The 14,955-nt window shown below is 42.9% G+C and carries 10 protein-coding genes; 5 read left to right on the top strand and 5 right to left on the bottom strand.

All coding sequences use genetic code 11. From position 1 onward, the window contains the following. Positions 1-27: 27 nt before the first annotated feature. From dgcA to Q4567_RS10340, 3 genes are all read right to left on the bottom strand, one after another. Positions 28-1,020 carry an N-acetyl-D-Glu racemase DgcA gene (gene dgcA, locus Q4567_RS10350; RefSeq protein WP_303500298.1) on the bottom strand — a complete coding sequence of 331 codons (993 nt, stop codon included), beginning with the start codon at positions 1,018-1,020 and terminating at the stop codon, positions 28-30. Next, positions 1,017-2,015, bottom strand: a complete 999-nt coding sequence (gene dgcN / locus Q4567_RS10345) for an N-acetyltransferase DgcN (RefSeq protein WP_216047826.1) — start codon at positions 2,013-2,015, stop codon at positions 1,017-1,019. The genes dgcA and dgcN overlap by 4 nt, the downstream gene beginning before the upstream one ends. An 89-nt stretch (positions 2,016-2,104) precedes the next feature. Next, positions 2,105-3,001 carry a LysR family transcriptional regulator gene (locus Q4567_RS10340; RefSeq protein ID WP_216047825.1) on the bottom strand — a complete coding sequence of 299 codons (897 nt, stop codon included), beginning with the start codon at positions 2,999-3,001 and terminating at the stop codon, positions 2,105-2,107. Positions 3,002-3,324: 323 nt separating this feature from the next. Here Q4567_RS10340 and Q4567_RS10335 point away from each other — a divergent pair, with 323 nt between their 5' ends. From Q4567_RS10335 to Q4567_RS10320, 4 genes are all read left to right on the top strand, one after another. Then, positions 3,325-6,369, top strand: coding sequence for a TonB-dependent receptor (locus Q4567_RS10335; protein ID WP_216047824.1), 3,045 nt, complete (start codon positions 3,325-3,327; stop codon positions 6,367-6,369). A 67-nt stretch (positions 6,370-6,436) separates the two neighbouring features. Then, positions 6,437-8,017: an amidohydrolase family protein gene (locus Q4567_RS10330; protein ID WP_303500295.1), complete on the top strand. Its 1,581-nt coding sequence runs from the start codon at positions 6,437-6,439 to the stop codon at positions 8,015-8,017. 7 nt (positions 8,018-8,024) lie between these two features. Continuing rightward, positions 8,025-10,610 (top strand): M14 family zinc carboxypeptidase, encoded by a 2,586-nt coding sequence (locus Q4567_RS10325; RefSeq protein WP_303500294.1) that lies wholly within the window; start codon positions 8,025-8,027, stop codon positions 10,608-10,610. 163 nt (positions 10,611-10,773) lie between these two features. Then, positions 10,774-12,489, top strand: coding sequence for a Na+/H+ antiporter NhaC family protein (locus tag Q4567_RS10320; protein ID WP_216047821.1), 1,716 nt, complete (start codon positions 10,774-10,776; stop codon positions 12,487-12,489). A 30-nt stretch (positions 12,490-12,519) separates the two neighbouring features. Here Q4567_RS10320 and hslO read toward each other — a convergent pair whose 3' ends face one another. Both hslO and hslR read right to left on the bottom strand, forming a co-directional pair. Continuing rightward, a complete protein-coding gene (gene hslO / locus Q4567_RS10315; RefSeq protein ID WP_303500293.1) occupies positions 12,520-13,416 on the bottom strand; it encodes an Hsp33 family molecular chaperone HslO in 897 nt (298 codons plus the stop codon). 9 nt (positions 13,417-13,425) lie between these two features. Beyond that, entirely contained in the window at positions 13,426-13,830 is a 405-nt protein-coding gene (hslR, locus tag Q4567_RS10310; protein ID WP_216047819.1) for a ribosome-associated heat shock protein Hsp15, read from the bottom strand. 144 nt (positions 13,831-13,974) lie between these two features. Between hslR and gspC the strand changes: the two genes are divergently transcribed. Continuing rightward, a complete protein-coding gene (gspC, locus tag Q4567_RS10305) occupies positions 13,975-14,916 on the top strand; it encodes a type II secretion system protein GspC (protein WP_252728978.1) in 942 nt (313 codons plus the stop codon). Positions 14,917-14,955: the final 39 nt, after the last annotated feature.

Here is a 14,955-nt window from a genome sequence, read left to right as displayed (position 1 = left end):
AGGCCCAAGAGCAGAATTTGCGTGGTTTTATTCAGCTTGCCCCCACAACGATTGCGAGTTTATGCACATCTTGCCATCAACAAATCCAAACCCACCGGGACGATCCTTAGCAATTAAAGCCGGGCCATCTAAATCCACAAAGTCAGCTTCGGCGGCCAACAAATAAGCAGGCGCCATTGCCAGAGATGAGCCAACCATACAGCCCACCATGATTTTAAGATTGTGTTGCTTTGCTAAGCGCAGTAGCCTCAATGCTTCAGTCAATCCGCCGGTTTTGTCGAGTTTGATGTTCACCGCTTGATATAGAGGAAGTAATCGCTCTAAGTCATCGCTGGTGTGGCAAGACTCATCGGCACAAATTGGAATACTCGACTTAAAATCAGCCAAAGCCTGATCATCACCACTGGGTAAAGGTTGTTCAATTAGGGCCACATTGCATTCCCTTAAAGGTTCAACCACCTTCTCTAACAACTCGATGCCCCAAGCTTCATTGGCATCAACAATAAACTCACTGTTTGGGCATACTGCATGGATTGCTTGCATCCTTGCAACCACATCTTGCTCATCAAGCTTCACTTTGATTACTTTATTTGCCGCTAACTTAGCGGCCGCTTTCGCCATATTATCAACACTATCAATGCTAATGGTTTGCGCACTGTGACAAGACGATAATTGCGGCATACCAGCTAACTCAGCGACACTGCGGTGCTGTTGTTTGCTGTGCAGATCCCAAAGCGCGCAATCTAAGGCATTTCTTGCCGAACCTGCGGGTAACAAGCTGCTCAATTGGTGCAACTGTTGTGTGCTGACAATCTGATCTTTGATACTTTCTAACTGCCTACATACAGCCTGTATTGTTTCGCCATAATGACTATAAGGTACAGCTTCCGCCCAACCTCGATATTTGCCATCAGTTATAGAGACAACCACTACGTCGGCGGCGGTTTTTTCGCCACGGGAAATCCGAAAAGGAGTAATCAGTGGAAAACTTTCAGTAACAACGCGAATATCTAAACTCATAGCAAATTATCTACGATAGAAGTCACTCCGTGACGAATTGGATCACTACAGGGTAAACCGGTTTGCTGACTGATCTCTTTGCATATTTGTAATGCTGAATCAGCATCAACAGAAGATGTATTCACTGCAATACCGACAACCTGCGCTTGCGGATTGGTAAGTTGAGCAGCGGCTAAATTAAGTGCAATGGTTTGTTCAATAGAAGGCAATGCTTGATGAGTAAGCCCGCGCATATGTTGTCGACCTAGAGCATGACAAACCACCAGCGCATCTGGCTGTGAGCCATGTAACAAGCCTAAGCTTACGCCAGCAAAAGCTGGATGAGACAAGGAACCTTGTCCTTCTATGATGTCCCAGTGATCAGCGCTATTTTCTGGACTAATCGTTTCTGCAGCGCCAGAAATGAAATCGGCAATAACACAATCAATGGCCACACCTGTTCCCGACACCAAAATTCCACTTTGTCCAGTTGCTCTGAAGGTGGCTGGAAGTTGCCTTCCCTGAATCTCTTTAGTGAGACTAAGAGAAGTGTACATTTTGCCAACCGAACAATCTGTGCCAACGGTCAAAAGGCGATTACCAAGACGTTTTTTACCTGTTCCCGTTCTAAACCGAGTGACGGGATGACGAATATCAATCAGTTGAAGATTAAGCTCGTCAGCCTTTTGCTGCAATACTGGAATATCGGTTAACTTATCGTGTAAACCGCTCACAATATCCATACCAGCATCCATTGCTTCGAGTATTGTAGGTATCCAACTTGAGTCAAGGAATCCTCCGCTATTAGCGAAGCCTAACACAAAGCTTTTGGCCCCTGCTTTAGCCGCCTCTTGAATATTCATTGATGGGCAGCCTGTAGTAACACTGCAACCTGGCAAGCGGTATTCAGCTAAGCATTTTTCAGGACTCCAATCAGCAGCACTTCGAGCCATTTTAATGCTAAGTGAATCCGTAGCGTCTCCTACAAATAGCAAATACGGATAGTTAATATTCATCAAGATTCCTTTAAAATAGATATCACTCCATATTAAAGATATTTTATGCGAACTAAATTAGTATGATTTAGGTGAGTCATAACTCCAGGTTATTGCTGGTTATAGACGAGGTTCAATTCGGCCCTGACAAAATCCAAAAAGTGTTCACAAATCCGAGATAGCGGTCGCGTTTCTAAATGTAGCCCTTTTATTTTGAAATCCAAAGGGGGATTAAACGGCGAGACACCGACATTATCAGTGATATTGCTGATTGCTGTGAGTTTATCAATAGTACAGCAGCCCATTCCTTTATCGACCAAACTTGCAGCGATGTAGTAGGTATCAACCTGCATATTACTGTGAGTTTCCATGCCCAAAGACTCGAAGCGACCTAAGACTAAATCACCGAGTGGGCCACTATCCCAGATACTAATTAATTCCTGTTCCGCCAGAGATTCAACGCTAACAATTTTAGTGTCTGCAGGAAACGATTGTTTGGGATATAAAATAACCACTTCACTGCTGCCTAATTCAACTTCTTCAATTCCTGGTAGAGGAGGTGATGAATAAAGTAGCGCGAGGTCACACTTATGTTCTAACAAAGTTTGCAGTGCGTCATCATTGTGCATAGTTTGTAATTTAAACTGAACATGGGGGTGCACTTCCCTGAATTTAGCAATCGAACGAGGGATAACACCAAAACCAAGGCCAGGGGTTAATGCAATATCGATGACGCCACTATCACGGCGATTAATATTTTCTGCTAATGCGTTTATCGAACGAAGCTGTTTGTATAATTTATCGATTTCCGGAAAAAGTGTTTTCGCTTCACTCGTTGGAATAAGCTTACCTTTATTACGTTGGAATAAATCGAACCCCAATTGTTGTTCTGCATGAGATAGCACTTTAGAAACCGAAGGCTGAGATACATAAAGTAATTTAGCCGCATTAGTAATTGAGCCTGTAGTGTAAATAGCATGAAAGACTTCGATATGACGTAAACGCATTAATTTTTCCAAGTTGAATAAATTTTAGGATACCATAGGGGATAATCTGGCAGCATAAATTTTAGCGTGCCCCAACCCCTATTTTAAACTTTAAAAAATTGAAAAATAGCCAGCGATAACACTCAAAAATAATCATAAGCGTACCGCGGACAGCAATACTCACCAAGTCAATTATTGGAAGCCTTTGTGTGTCAGCCCATAACCATAGGCTATAACTAGCAGATTTTTTATTAATTGTGTTCATAAACATAATTGTAGAGTGTAGTACTCGCAAAAATAATAACTTTCTAAGCAAATTAGGAAAGAACCTAGGAAAACAGATAATGCCAAAGACCAACACATCACACTATCGCAAAAGTAAGCTAAATATAGCGATACTTGCCGCTATCGGGTCACTTTCAATTTCCGGAATAGCTGCAGCGAATCAGCAAAACAGTCAAGATAATTTATCCATCGAAAAGCAGTCCCAACAAACGACTCTAGAACAAGTTGACTCAACCGTAGATGGCAATGAAAAATCTAAAGATGTAGAAAAAATCATTGTTGTAGGTTCCAGCATCAAGGGCGCAAATATAACAGGCGCTTTGCCCGTCACATTAATTGATGCCAGCGATATAGAAGCGATTGGCGCGACTTCTGGAATCGAATTATTTGCATCTATTCCAAGTAACGGCAGCGTTAATTTTAACGGTAATGACGTGGTTAGCGGCGTATACCAATCTCGCGGTGATGTAGCGTCAATCAACCTACGCAGTATAGGTACTGGTAATACCTTGGTGCTGTTCAACGGCCGAAGAATGGTACAACACCCTGGTACCCAAACTGAAAATTCAGTACCTGTTACAACCGTAAATATGAACTCAATCCCTGTACTGGGCATTGACCGAGTGGAGATTTTGCATGACGGTGCAGCAGCGATATATGGATCTGATGCCGTCGCGGGTGTGGTTAACACTGAGATGCGTAAAGATTTCGCCGGCTATAAATTTGACGTTCAATATGGTCAGGCTGAAAATACCAGTAGAGAAAAGTTAAATATAAATACCTTAGCTGGTTGGGACATTAACGATGGCATGACCAACATCACCACTGCAATCAACTATTATCATGGTTCAGAAGTGATGGCGTCCGAAATCGACTATGCCGCCGATGCAGATAAACGTAGCTTCTTAGTAGGAACGGACTGGGAAGGTGATACCAATTTCCGAAATACATCTACCACAACGCCTTGGGGAAGATTTGATGCAAGTCAGTCAGTTACAGGCCTAACCTCATCCGCAGGACGTTTTCATGTTGAACCTGTAGATGCAACCGATAGTAACCAACAATGTGTTCTAGCTAATGGTTTATGTTTAGATAGCGGCAGTATTACTACCAATACGCAAGCCTATAATACCAACAGTGTTCGCACCATGATCCCAGAAACTGAGCGTTTAAACACCTTTGTTTACCTAAATCATGAACTGAACGATGACGTTAGTTTATACGGTGAGTTAGGTTACTACTGGGCTGAATCAAACTCTCAACGTGCAGAAACTGCAACACTTACCTCAGCTCCGGTCACCATTGCCAGCACAGCTTATTGGAACCCTCTTGGTAGTGGTCCAAATAGAATTTCTGGCTATGACACCCCCGCTGAAGGTTTAGACATATCAATTAATGCCTACCGCGTAGTCGATGCGGGTACCCGTAATATCAATGTCGAAAATACATCTTATCGTGTATTAGGTGGTGCCACAGGTTCATACAAGGATTGGGAGTGGGATTCCGCGGCTTTGTATTCAAAAGCAAAAACCGTTGATACAACCCATAATCGTATTAGTCTAAGTTTGTTTCAAGATGCCGTGAATCGTCTCGATGAAAGTGCATATAACACTTTCTGTGGCGCAACCTGTAACTCACAAGAGACTATCGATAGTTTTCTTATCGATGTAAGTCGGTCTGGCGAAACAGCGCTGGGTTTAGTTGATTTCAAATTTTCCAATGCGAATCTATTTAGTTTGCCAGCAGGTAATGTTGGAGCAGCTTTTGGCACAGAATGGCGCTATGAAAGCTTCGAAAATATTTATGATGACCGATTAAACGGCACCACTGTCTATACTGATGATGTGACTGGCTTAGCATATGAATCAGACGTAATGGGCTCCAGTGGACAACCTAATGCGGATGGATCACGTAATGTTTTATCTGCCTTCGTTGAATTTGCAGGTCCGTTAATTAGTCCAGAAATGGAAATTCCCTTAGTCCATAAACTAGACTTCCAAGTAGCTGGTCGTTATGAGCGCTACAATGATGTTGGGGATGTATTCAAACCTAAAGCCGTTCTTAGTTGGTATCCAGTTGAATCACTACAGATTCGCGGTTCATATGCTGAAGGATTTCGCGCTCCTAACTTAGAGCAATTGCACACAGCAAGTACCACCCGAGTTAACTACCCGGTTGATTACTATCGTTGCCAAGCACAGATCAACAAAGGTGAGTTAGACAGTATCAGTCAATGCAGCAGTGGTGATAGCGCTGAGAACATTCGTTTGGGTAACACCGAACTTGATCCAGAAAAAGACTACAACTACGGCTTAGGATTGGTTTTTACACCTGAATTTATCGATAACTTAACATTGACCACGGATTACTGGCGCATAGAGCAAGAAGACTTAATTGGCATTCGCTCTTACCAAAATATTGCTGACCTAGATTATTATCAGCGCTTAAATGGCAGTTCTAACCCTAACGTTATTCGTGAAGAAGTGAACGCTGATGACATCGCTTTTTATGAAGGTTCTGGATTAGAAGCTGTGGGTGATATGAGTGAGATTATTGGTTTATTTGAAAACCTTGATTCGCGCACCACTGAAGGTCTCGATATTGGTGCGTACTATAAGTTAAACAATACCAGCATCGGTGACTTCTCATTTAAGTTTAACGCGGCTAAGTTGTTAAAAGCGTATCAATCAATCGATTCTGAATCCGCAAAATTACAAGAACTGGGTCTAACATTAGACGATGTGGGTGATTTAATTCAATTAGATGGCCGTCCTGAATGGCAAGCAAGTACTACTATTACTTGGCGCTATAATAATTGGGGAGCTGGGATCTACGGTAAATATGTAGGTGATTTCTACGATACCAGCGCCGTTAATGATAACTCAGGCGAGTTCTGGACAGTCGATAGCTGGACAACCTTTAGTATCTACGGTCAATATACTTTCGACCAAGGTTCATTAGAAGGTACAAAAATGCGTTTAGGTGTACGTAATCTATTCGACAAAGCGCCACCATTGGCCGATGAAACATACGGTTACGACGCCAGTCTGCACAGCGCTGAAGGACGTTATTTGTACCTTAATTTAAGCATGAGCTTCGATTAAGCAGCGTTTTTTTACACTTTAATCGGGCGACTTAGTCGCCCTTTTTCACTATAGAGTAATCCCTAAAATGTATAACAATTGCCGACTGCGGTTCTTTTCAATATTATTTGTAGCAATCGCATCCTGTGCCGCTTGCACTCAAAAATCTGAATCAATCGATATGATTATCACAGGTAAAAATATTTATACTGGTAATGAGCAACCAGCATTTTCAGGTTATATCGGCATTGATAAAGGCAATATTTCTTTTATTAGCGATACGCTTCCTGCGCATATTACTGCCACACAAACCATAGATGCAGGTGACAAAATCATAGCGCCAGGTTTTATTGATACCCATACCCATGCCTGCAATGATTTTGGTAAAGACTCCCCGAATACAAATGTGAACTACACCACCCAAGGTGTAACCACTGTTTTTTGCAATGTCGATGGTGGCGGTAGCGTTGATGTCGCGGCAAAACTTAATCAATATGAGCAACAAGGAATAGGCACAAATGTCGTCCTCTACGTTGGTCATGGCTCAATTCGTAAAGCGGTCATGGGCATAGAAGATCGCGCTCCAACCGATGCTGAGCTTGAGCAAATGAAAAGCCTAGTAGAACAAGCAATGAAAGCCGGAGCCTTAGGACTTTCAACAGGCTTGTATTATGTACCCGGTAATTACGCGATGACCAGTGAAGTGGTTGAACTAGCAAAAGTCGCAGCCCAGTATAATGGTGCCTATGACAGTCATATTCGCGACGAAAGCAGCTACAGCATAGGGCTGGTTAACGCAATTAAAGAAGTCATTCAAATTGGTCAACAAGCAGACATTCCCGTGCACGTTGCGCATATCAAATCATTAGGCGTTGACGTTTGGGGTAAAAGCGCAGAGGTGATCAAGTTAATAGACGAAGCTCGGCAACAAGGTATCGACGTTACTGCAGATCAATATCCTTGGCGCGCATCAGGAACCAGCGTAGCAGGTAGTTTGGTACCAAGATATATCATGGCAGGTAGCAAAGAAGCGTATCATGCTCGAATGGAAGATGACGCACTATGGCCAACCTTGAAATTAGAAATGGCTGAAAATTTAAGACGCAGAGGCGGCGCAGAGTCGTTACTCATTAGTGATCCCAAACGCCCCGACATACGCGGAAAAACCCTAGCCGAGGTTGCAAGTTTGTGGGAGATTGAGCCAATTGATGCAGCTCGTCAAATTATTCTAGAAGGTAATGCGCGGGTCGCCAGTTTCAATATGTCCGATCAAGATATGAAAGCTTATATGACGCAATCTTGGGTAATGACCTCTTCCGATGGCAGCACTGGCCATCCTCGAAAATATGGCACTTTCCCCAAAAAGTTTCGTGAATATGTTAAACAGAAAGGTTGGTTAAGCACCCAAGAGTTTATTCAACGCAGTAGTTATTTACCTGCTAAAACCTTTGGATTGACAGGCAGAGGCGAATTAAAAGCGGGTTACGTTGCCGATATCGTAATATTTAATCCTGAGACTTATCAGCAAAAAGCGAGCTACTTACAGCCTACCGAACTTAGTGAGGGAGTAGAATGGTTAATCGTTAATGGCCAACCTGTCATTGAACAAAGCGTCGTTAATCAGACCTTAGCAGGACAACCCATCCGTCAATCTTCAGCATCAAGGTAAAATAACCATGCAGAACTATTTTCTAGCGCTCGTGAGTGTTGCGCTTTTATTTACCGCTTCCGTTAGTCCCAGGGCCAATGCTGCCCCTCAGGCTGACAGCTTTTATTCGCCGTCGACGGTTTTCGATCCTAACGTCACTACCCCTGAAGACTTTTTAGGTCATGGGTTAGGTCAAAAGATGGTCCAGAACAATATGCTGACAGCTTATTTTCGTCAGCTAGCGGCGCAATCTGAGCGAGTCAAATATGAAGTAATTGCCTACAGTAATGAAAATCGACCAATAGTTACTTTAACCATAACCTCCCCGCAAAACATGGCCAATTTAGCGCAAATTCAAGCGAACCACATGGCCATACAAACCCCTAGAGGTAAAAGTACAGTCAGCGCAGATATGCCAGTAATTAGTTGGATTAATTTTGGTGTACACGGTGGCGAAGTGAGCTCAACCGATTCAGCCTTGCCGATTGCTTATCATTTAGCTGCGGCCCAAGGGGAAGAGATCGATAACTTACTTAAAAACAGTGTCATTCTGCTCACTGCCAGTTTTAATCCAGATGGCAACAACCGTGAAGCGACGTGGAATTGGCAATATTCATCGAATGTCACGATTACCGATCCTAATCACGCTTTACATGGTTCTCCTTGGCCCTCAGGTAGAACTAATCATTACTGGTTTGATCTGAATAGACAATGGATGTTACAGCAACAACCTGAACCTGTGGGTTGGGTCAGTAAGTTTCATCAATGGCGACCAAACATAGTCGCAGACTTCCATGAAATGCGCTCATATAAGTCGTTTTATTTTCATCCTGGCGCACCGGATAGAGTGCATCCTCTGATTAATGATCGGGCCATGCAATTACTCAGCGATGTAGTGCAAGGACCGCGAGACTTCTTGGACAGCGAAGCTCAGCTATATTTTAATCAAGAGTCTTACGACAATTTTTATTTAGGCAAAGGCGCGACATATCCTCATTTGTTTGGCAGCTTGGGAATATTGTTTGAACAGGCTAGCTCGGCAGGTTTGCTCGACACGCCCCGAGGTGTGTTGTCATTTGAGGATAATATTCGAACTTATTACCATGTGGCCTTAGCGCTTCTGGAAAATGCCGCTGAAAAGCGCCAAGCACTGCTTTCATTTCAACAGGATTTTGCCAGCAACTCGGCTAAAATGGCCGCACAAGATGACATAAAAGCATACATCTACAGCGCCCCTGAAGATCCAGTAAGATTGTTCCATTTCAATCAACTATTAACTCGCAACAAAATCCAGATCAAACCACTGACAAAAGATTTTGCTGTGAACGGTAAAACATTTCGTAAAAACGAAGCCTTTATCGTGGAGTCAAAGCAGGCCAATTATCGTATGCTTAAAGGTCTGTTTTCCAAGATAACCACCTTTGAAAATAATACCTTTTATGATGTGTCTGGATGGACATTGCCCCTTGCTTTTGGGATTGACTTCGAGCCTCTAACTCGCACTAGATATAAAGCTGGTTCAGCTATAACAGTCGAGTTCCCAACACAGCAACCACCAAGCAGGGCAAATGTCGCCTATGTTTTTGATTGGAGCCACTACAACGCGCCGAAAGTACTAAATACGCTACTGCAGCAGGGATATCTACCGCGCATTGCCACTGAACCTTTTAAGGCACAAACTGATAAAGGTATCCAAGCATTTGGACGGGGCAGTGTCATAGTGCCGGTGCTCAAGCAGATAGGTGCTAATGCAAACGTAAACGGCGAAAATTTATATAACATAATCCAGCAGGCAGCAATTCATGATGGGGTAAAAGCCTACGCATTAAACAGCTCCCATACCACCAGCATAGGTATGGATTTGGGCAGCAATAGTATTGACGCTGTCACTTTACCAAAAGTCGCACTGGTTATTGGGCCTGGAATGTCTCCCTATCAGGCTGGTGAGGTGTGGCACCTGTTAGATAAACGTATGCATATGCCTGTTGTTTTACTAGATAAAAGTAAACTTTCTAGTGCGGATTTGTCAGCCTATACCCACCTAGTCATGACGGATGGAAAATATTCAGATATCAGTAATTCGCTACAAGAGAAGATTTCAACTTGGGTAAGGAAGGGCGGATCTCTGGTTGGTATCGGTGATGGTGCGCGCTGGGCAGGAACAAAATTACTGGATATTAAAGTGGCTGACATTGGCAAAGGAAAATTAGCCTCACAATCGCGAATTGATTATTCAAATAAGGCAATGGTTAAGGCACAAGATATTATTGGTGGTGCGGTTATGGCCGGTGATTTAGATATTAGTCACCCACTAGGTTACGGATATACCCGCCGCGAGATTGCCAGCCAACGTAGCGGTCTTTTAGCATTTGAACCGCCTAAAAATCCCTACGCCAGTGTAATAAAAATTGCCCAGAATTCACTATTAAGTGGCTACGCTTCTGCTGAAAACCAACAGCAATTAGCAGGCAAAACCAGCTTGGTAGCTGAAAGAAAAGGCAAAGGCAGTGTTATATTATTTACTGATGATCCTAATTTCCGCGGATACTTTTATGGCACAGAGAAGCTGTTTCTAAACAGTCTATTTTTCTCAACCCTATTTACTGCGCCTTAATCGGTAAAAACAGGCAAATCACAGATCAGGCAATCTAATATAAAAGCCTCCAAGTTATAACCTGTAGTTATGATTAGGAGGCTTTTTGTGAGGCCTTGATATTATCCTGCCGTGTTAGGCTTTGATTAATCGATAACTAGACGTATCCGTTGTTTTATTCATCATGCATTATAATAAATTAGCGCTTTACCTATTTGTTCTGGCTTTGTTCTCCGCGTTTTATATTAATACTTCTGTCACACCAAACTGGGTAGAACAGCAGCATTCTTACCCCACTTATAACAATGCATCAGGCGAACTTGTTTACACCATCAATAATCACCAGTTTGAAGTCAAAAACATCGTTGATTATCAACTCTCCCCATTGCGACAAAGCGCTTTAGATCAGTATGGTAAACCTGCGTTATCTGAGCAATGGGTAAGGATGCCTGACCAACAACTGGTGTTACTCAAGACCGCTTTCCATTTTGGTATTTGGTCGTTATTACCGGCCGTCATTGCTATTTCATTATGTTTGCTTACCAAACAGCCGATTCCTGCCCTATTAGGTGGCACAATTATCGGCGCACTCATGTTAGGTCGGTATGATATTACCGATAAAGTGCTGCTTCCAAGCATCGCCTCAGACAGCGCTGCAACCATTGTTTTATTGTACCTTTGGCTGCTTGGCGGCTTGATGGGAGTCTGGACTCGCACTGGAGCAGCACAAGCATTCGCTCAGGCGATGACCCGTCATTTTGTTAAGGGGCCGCGCTCAGCGAAGCTGATTACATGGATATTAGGCGTATTCTTTTTTCAAGGAGGAACAATAAGCACAGTATTGGTGGGGACAACGGTTAAGCCCTTTGCAGATGAAGCAAAAGTCAGCCACGAAGAAATGAGTTACATTGTAGATTCAACGGCATCGCCCATCGCGTCAGTCTTAGCCTTCAATGCTTGGCCAGTCTATGTGCAATCATTGATATTTGTGCCTGGCGTGGCTTTTCTGGCAACCGAGTCTGATCGAATCCGTTTTTTCTTCACCAGTATCCCTTTTAGCTTTTATGGAATTCTCGCGGTATTGGGTACGCTCTTGTTGTGCTTTAACGTCACATGGCATTGCGGTAGTCGAATCCGTACAGCCCGTTTACGGGCGCTCAATACTGGCCGCTTAGACGCAAAAGATGCAAACCCGATACATACTGATGAATTACAAAAATCGGAAGTGCCTAACCATTATTCGCCGAGTGTTTATGAATTTGCAGTGCCTTTGGTCACCTTAATTGCTATCGCAGTAGGAACCTTTATTACGCTAGGTTCGCCGAAAGTAAATTGGGCATTCGCTACAGCACTTTGCTTGTCTTGTGTAATGGCCTTATCACGAGGGATGACCTTAGACGAATTGCTTGGCGGCATTGGTAATGGTCTAAAATCAGTGGTCGTTGCTTCTGTGCTGTTGGTATTGGCGATCACAATTGGCGGTATCAATAAGGAAATTGGTGGTGGTTTATTTTTGATAGATTTACTCGACCATCAAATAGCATTTTGGATGTTACCTGTCATTCTCCAGATTCTAACCATGATCATTGCATTTTCAACCGGAACAAGTTGGGGTACATACGCAATTGCATTCCCTTTAGCCATGCCGTTAGCTTGGGCAATTGGCATCAATCAAGAAGTTGCTCACCCAGAAATTTTCATGGCGATTTGTTTTGCGACGGTTTTGAATGGCAGCGTATACGGTGATCAATGCTCTCCCATTTCGGATACAACCATTTTAAGTGCGATGACCACAGGTTGTGACTTGATGGACCATGTTAAGTCACAAATAATACCTGCTAGCATAGCCGCAACATGCGCAGCTATGCTTTGGACTTTATCTGCATTGCTGTTGGTTTAACCAACAGCATTCAAATATAGCAGTAGCGAACTATTGTGTCTGCGTAGGCTGAGCATGGCCTTCGTTATGAATTGCTTCGATATCTATCGCATCGAAACTGTATTCCTTGTGGCAGTATTGGCAATTCAACCTTACGGCACCATCTTCGGCCACAATATTAAGTAACTCTTGTTTATCAACATTTGCGATCGCCGCAGCACTGCGTTCTTTACTGCAGGTACAAGAGAACTTAATGTCTTGAGGTGGGTAAAGTTGGACTTCTTCTTGATGATAAAGTCGGTGCAATACTTCAGTGGCTGGCAGCCCTAACAATTCCTCAGCAGTAATAGTCTGGCTAATCGTAGTTAAGTGAATGAAGTCAGTATGTTCAGACGCATCTGTCATTTCGCTACTGGTGGGCAAAACTTGCAAAAATAAACCACCAGCTCTATTTATTTCACCTTTGTGAGAGGTTTTTAAAATGACTTTGGTAGGCAGTTGTTCAGATTGGCTGAAATACCCTTCAAGACACTCTGATAAAGTCGGCTTGTCGATCGCCACCATGCCTTGATATCGCTCTCCCACTTCAGGAGTAATGGTAATAACTAACACTCCCTTAGGCATGAGTTCGGTTAACGATGTTGGAAGTTCAGACGCTTCTGAGTCCCACCTTGCCACACCACGCAATTTTTGATCATGAGTACCATTTATTACTGCGTACTTAACCAAACCTTCACTTTGCAATTGCAAAGCAATATCACCTTTGAACTTTAACGTTGCAGTCAGCAAAGATGCAGCAGCCATTAATTCACCCAGTAATTGTTGAAGGACAGGGGGATATTGCTGTGAATTTAGAATTTCTTGATAACTATTTTCTAGTTGCACAAGTTCACCGCGTACGTTGGCGTTGTTAAAGACATAACGATGTAACTGATCAAAATGGGACATAAGATTCTCTTACTGCTGTTTAAATTGAATTATTTTGCGACGCTGCTTTTTATCCGGTCGTGTCTCTGGTCTCGGACTATGGAATGCGCTTAACTTGCGCGCCTCTGCATTTTTTTCACGTTGCGCGATGCTTTTTTCTGTTTCCGCGTAGAGTAATTGAGCTTGTGGTGCACTTACTCGTTTATCACTTAACCCTTCTACAATTACTTCCTTGCTATCGAATCCGGCAGGGAGCACAATTGTCGCACCCAATTCGACACTTCGACTGGCTTTTGCTCTTTGTCCATTATATTGCACCTTGCCAGATTGCACCATGTCTCGAGCTAAAGATCGGGTTTTAAAAAATCGAGCAGCCCAAAGCCACTTATCTAAGCGAACTATTTCAGTGTTTTTGTTGTCTGTCTTATTCTTCATATATAGAACCTATTGGGCTTAAGCTTAAAAACCTTAGAATTGTAATTATATGGTAATGTTAATCTTTAATAGTTGTGGCCCTTTAATCTACTGGTTATCATTGTCCCCGTTTAGCGACGATAATCGACCAAAAAGTGGTAAAAGATGAGCCTTAGTAGTACAAACTTAAGTCAAATATGGCTGCAAATTAGCAAATATCAATCACAGATTAATCTGTTGGTTGTTATTTTGTTGGTTCTGTATCTTTTGGCTTTTTTAGCTGAGATGACTTGGCGGCTAATTCCAGAGCCACAAAACACTTCAAATCAAAGTTTTCAAACTAACCAAACTGGCAATACTTCAAGCAACTCTGGCTCACGAGTGAGTTTGTCACAGTTGAAAAGTTTAAACCTATTTGGCGATTTAACCGCAAAAGAAGTCACCACGGTTAAACAAGAAGTAACGGAAGCACCTGAAACCCGCTTGAACTTAACCTTAACAGGTGTGGTCGAGACTGATGAGCCAGGTGTTGGTGCGGCGATAATTGAGAATCGCGGTTCACAGAATACCTATGGCATCGATGATGAAATTGATGGTACCAATGCAAGCTTAGTTGAAGTGTTCGCAGATAGGGTAATCATAAAAAATGGTCCTCGTCGCGAAACCTTAATGCTAGACGGGTTAGAATACTCAAAAGAAAGCCAAGCATACCAACCAGCTGTTGATACGACCGCTGATAATAGAATAGATGACAAAGAACAATATACCGAATTGACCCCTGAAATGGTGGAAACGACCAGAGAGATACGGCGCAACCCTGCCGGATTTACCGATTACATTATGGTCTCTCCGGTTCAAGGCCAAGATGGTTTAATTGCCGGCTATAAAATAGCCCCTGGTAAAAATCCAAGTTTATTTAAAGGTGCTGGATTTTTAGTCGGCGATGTCATTACCGAGATTAACGGCTTAGATTTGACTGATCCTGAACAAGCTATAGAAGCCTTGGCAGCATTAAATCAATCGGATTCGTTACAACTAACAATTAGTCGAAGTGAGGAACTTCTCACTTTGTATTTGGATTTCCCTGAAGGGGGAGAAGATTTATGAGGATTACCCCTATGACGCAAACAAGCCGTAGTAGATTTA

The organism is Aliiglaciecola sp. 2_MG-2023 (genome assembly GCF_030548145.1).
Lineage (GTDB): Bacteria > Pseudomonadota > Gammaproteobacteria > Enterobacterales > Alteromonadaceae > Aliiglaciecola > Aliiglaciecola lipolytica_A.
The sequence above is the reverse complement of the archived record's forward strand: the minus strand, read 5'-3'. Positions and strand labels throughout refer to the sequence as shown.